Raw genomic sequence first — 3,453 nt, forward strand, 5'->3', positions numbered from 1 at the left:
GGTGGTATGGTTAAGTTTAGTGGTGGCGTTGCTCACTACTTAACGCGGCGTTAGTACGGGTTTGACATCAAAGGTCATAAGTTTTGATGTTTACCTGTTTTGGCGCTCGCCTTTACACCTTTCAGTTTGTACCTTTCACGTTCTATCCGGTGGCACTATATGCGGAGTGCTTGCTTTTATTTCACCGTTTACGGCTTCTAACTCTTAGTCTATTTCTTTGGCGCTTCTTCATTTTCGTGGTGGCTTTTGAGAGAACCTTGATTACTTTTGGTGTGGCTGTTGAAGTACGAGGACCGAATCCTTTTCTAATTTGAATCCAGTAAAAGTAGGGGAGTTCAGTACGTTTTTCTTCTAGCCAACTCACGTCTCTTAACCGAGTTTAAGTTTTGTAGTTGCCCGTCTCACTTCAGTGTTCAAAGTCTTTCATATCATACAAATTTTCAATATCTTGGAGTGCACAAATAGAAGTGGCGCATGTACTAACAAATTGCTTAAGAGTGATTCGTAACGCGTGGCATTTTTACTTTGCGGTGGCTTATGGTGATTAAGGCGCTGTGCGGTAGCTTTTGTATTGCGTTACTCACACCTTAGCAAGGCGTTAGCTATTTATAGGAATTGTCACTTTTTAATCTTTATCCACTATAGGAGTTGTTGTGATAGATAAAACTGAGCTAGTTGATTGTTACAAGAGTGTTTTATTAACGCTAATTGATAGCAGAATTGATGAATTAAAATTTTACGTAAGCCAGAAGGCTTTTTCCCATATGACTATATCTGTAGCCTTTTGGCACTATGACATGCATTGGAATATATGGAATAAGGATGGGCTGGATTTTGTCCAACACAATCAAGTCTCACATGGTGAGTTTATTATTCTCTCTGATTTTGAAAGAGGTAATAAGAATGTATCTAAACTTCGAGATATCATGGAAAGTTGGGAGGAGGAGGAGCTTTCAGGCGATGAAGATGAAGATATTAAACTACTGATTAGGATTGCGCACGAATCACTTGCTTTGGCGATAGAAAGTGATGAAATTAAGCCATTGTTTCTAGACATCTTAAAAGAAAACCCTTCTTTTGAAGAAGCCTCTTTCAATTCTATGGTTCGTATAGAAGATGAAGAAGGTGTGTTTGACGTTAACTTTCTTGATTTCTTGAAAAAATAGCTAACAAACTGTTTAAGAGTGATTCGCAACGCGTGGCATTTTTACTATGCGTTGGTTTAGGTGTTTAAGGTGGTATGCGGCGGCATCGGTATTGCGTTGCTCACACCTTAACAGGGCGTTATACGATTAAGGAGTAAAATGAAGCCTGATTTACACGGAAGTAGGGTTGTATTGAGGTCAATTCAAATGGAAGATTCTGATGACTTGTTTGAAATTTATGGTGATGTTCAAACAATGGAATTTGCCTCAGATCCGGTTTTTCCATCGAAAGATTTGATATTTCAGATGCTAGAAAGCGTCGTCCAATTAGAAAAGTCGGGTGAATCGCTGGAATGGGCAGTTTTAGAGCAATCGACCAACAAAGTTATTGGAACTTGCGGTTTACATAGTTTTAGTGATTGTGGTCGTTCATGTGAGGTTGGATGCTTACTTAATTCAGCATATTGGCGACAAGGCTATATGTTGGAAGCTCTCAGTTTATTATTTTCTCACGCAAAATCTGTGGGCATTGAAAAATTGTATGCAGACATTGATGAAGGTAACTTTCGGTCTAAAGCTCTGTTTGAAAAATTAGGTTTCAAAGTCCAAAAAGGTCTGTTTCAGCGCTCGTTGTGAGAAATCGTATAACAAATTGTTCAAGAGTGATTCGGCACGCGTGGCATTTTTACTATGCGTTGGTTTTAGTGATTAAGGTGGTATGCGGCAGCTTCGGTATTGCGTGCCTCACACCTTAACAAGGCGTTATGAGGCATATGGATATTCAACTAATACAAGTAGAAAGTGATGAGTTCGAAAGTCTGTTTACTGTTGTTAAACAAGGACTTTATTCGCATGTTGATGCCGTCTTTGGGTGGTGTGATGAGTTTCAGGTCAATCGTTTAAAAAACGATTATGAGCCGCTTTGGTTTCACTGGGTTTACCTCAATAACACGCAAGTTGGCATGCTATGCTTCAAGCCTTACGACAATGCACTTCATGTACATTTACTCATTGTGTTTCCTGAATTTCAAAATCAGAAACTGGGTGAAAGGGTCATGAACATGATTCACAAAATGGCGCGTGAGCAAGGGCGTAGTTACGTAACCTTATCAAGTTTTACTAGAAACGAGCCTGCGGTAAGGTTTTACAAATCCCTTGGCTATCAGGTGGCTGAAAGCGATGAAAACTTCCTTTCTTTGTCGCTTCAAGTTGCCTCATAACAAACAATTCAAGAGCGATTCGCAACGCATGGCATTTTTAGTTCAAATCAACTTTAGTGTTTACGGTGCAATCGGTTAAGTTAAGTGGTGGCGTTGCTCACGCCTTAATTGGGCGTTATAACGCTTAAGGAGAAACAGTGGAAATTGTTAAGGCATATAAGGAGAAAGTTTCTTCTCTTACCAACGAAGAAGCTGCTTATCTAATTGGTTTCATTTCATTTTTAGCTATGCCATTGATTAACTATTTTGCTCCATTTCCAAGCTATTGGGTCTTCCTTGGTTTTGTTTTGTCGGGAGCAATAATATGGCTCAATGGGATAGCTAAGCAGGCTAGTTCATTGCTTTTTGTAAAAGCCTTTTGGGGTGTAGTCATTATTGCAGGCACTGCACTCAATTTAGGGCTAGCATCGACAAATGTAAATTCAATCCTCGAAGTTCCTAGCAGTCCTTTTGCTTATACTATTACCGTTGCGTCCGTACTGCTTATCCCAATCACACTCTCAATTATCGGGTTATTTTTGGCATTACCACTAGTGCCAATAGCAATGTTTAGTTCAGTATCACAATTAGATGACTTTGCTCCTAAAAAACTTTTAACTCTGAGCTTTCTTAAAAATTTTGGGCGGAAGTCACCAGTTTTGCTCTTTGGACGTATAGTTGCTTGTATATGCTTATTGTCAACTTGCATTGCGTTCAACAAAGACACTTCATGGTACTTGGATGTTGTTGATGAAAAGATTAAATGGTTTGCATATCACCTCGAAACAGAGGAGTTTAGTTACTGTAAGCTTGGTGAAAATGAAAGAGTTGCTTATTTACCGAATGGAAAAGTAGTTATCGCAAGTAAGTCATTAGATTCATACAATTTTCGTGTTAGTTTGTGCGAATCAGCGTTATAACAAAGCATTCAAGAGGGATTCACAACGCTTGGCAGTTTTGGTTTGAATTGGCTTTAGTGTTTACGGTGCAATGGTTTAGGTCGGGTGGCTTGCGTTGTTCACCCCTTAATGCGGCGTTAACTGGCACTTTGTAGCCATCTGTCTCATCCCATTCTTTTTATTCAAGTATTCTTGATGTGAATCATGGTG

At 39.4% G+C, this 3,453-nt stretch carries 4 protein-coding genes; all 4 read left to right on the plus strand.

Annotation, left to right across the window (positions count from 1 at the left end; all coding sequences use genetic code 11):
• Nucleotides 1-653 precede the first annotated feature (653 nt).
• The 4 genes from R8N46_RS24210 to R8N46_RS24225 all read left to right on the plus strand — a co-directional run bounded on the left by R8N46_RS24210 (nucleotide 654) and on the right by R8N46_RS24225 (nucleotide 3,264).
• On the plus strand, nucleotides 654-1,166 hold the full coding sequence (locus R8N46_RS24210) for a hypothetical protein (protein ID WP_122067406.1): 513 nt from the start codon (nucleotides 654-656) through the stop codon (nucleotides 1,164-1,166).
• Between the two features lie 138 nt (nucleotides 1,167-1,304).
• Nucleotides 1,305-1,781, plus strand: a complete 477-nt coding sequence (locus R8N46_RS24215) for a GNAT family N-acetyltransferase (protein WP_064354101.1) — start codon at nucleotides 1,305-1,307, stop codon at nucleotides 1,779-1,781.
• A gap of 128 nt (nucleotides 1,782-1,909) precedes the next feature.
• The gene (locus R8N46_RS24220; RefSeq protein ID WP_062730532.1) at nucleotides 1,910-2,365 is read left to right on the plus strand and encodes a GNAT family N-acetyltransferase; all 456 of its coding nucleotides are present in this window, start codon (nucleotides 1,910-1,912) and stop codon (nucleotides 2,363-2,365) included.
• A gap of 137 nt (nucleotides 2,366-2,502) precedes the next feature.
• Complete coding sequence (locus tag R8N46_RS24225; protein WP_050907847.1) at nucleotides 2,503-3,264, plus strand: hypothetical protein; 762 nt, start codon at nucleotides 2,503-2,505, stop codon at nucleotides 3,262-3,264.
• Nucleotides 3,265-3,453: the final 189 nt, after the last annotated feature.

Origin of the sequence: Vibrio sp. 1874, assembly GCF_033344395.1 — a bacterium.
GTDB classification, from domain to species: domain Bacteria; phylum Pseudomonadota; class Gammaproteobacteria; order Enterobacterales; family Vibrionaceae; genus Vibrio; species Vibrio alginolyticus.